Here is a 555-nt window from a genome sequence, read left to right as displayed (position 1 = left end):
TGACTCTAGAAGGGGATTTCGAAGCGGGTAGCATTACCGTTCCTTCGCGTAAGTTTCTCGATATTTGCCGTGGCTTACCAGACGATGCGATCATCACTTTTGTGTTAGAAGGCGATCGCGTGCAAGTTCGTTCTGGTCGCAGCCGTTTCTCACTGGCAACGCTACCAGCGAATGACTTCCCGAACATTGAAGATTGGCAAAGTGAAGTTGAAGTATCACTGAGCCAAGCGGACCTGCGTACGCTTATCGACAAAACTCAGTTCTCGATGGCAAACCAAGACGTACGTTACTACCTCAACGGTATGTTGTTTGAAATCGATGGCACGACACTGCGTAGTGTGGCGACCGACGGTCACCGTATGGCAGTATCGCAAACTCAACTAGGTGCTGACTTCGCCCAAAAGCAAATCATCGTGCCACGCAAAGGTGTGCAGGAATTGGTTAAGCTGATGGATGCGCCAGAGCAACCTGTCGTTTTGCAAATTGGCAGCTCAAACGTGCGTGCAGAAGTGAACAACTTTATCTTCACGTCTAAACTGGTTGATGGCCGTTTCC

The 555-nt window shown here is 49.5% G+C and carries 1 protein-coding gene; it reads left to right on the top strand.

The window, feature by feature from the left end; all coding sequences use genetic code 11:
• Nucleotides 1-555: DNA polymerase III subunit beta (gene dnaN / locus R7Q48_RS29955; RefSeq protein ID WP_318134035.1), on the top strand; the 555-nt coding region annotated here is incomplete at both ends.

Source organism: Vibrio sp. 378 (assembly GCF_033339435.1).
Note: the sequence above shows the minus strand (reverse complement) of the source record. Positions and strands in the feature narration are given on the sequence as shown.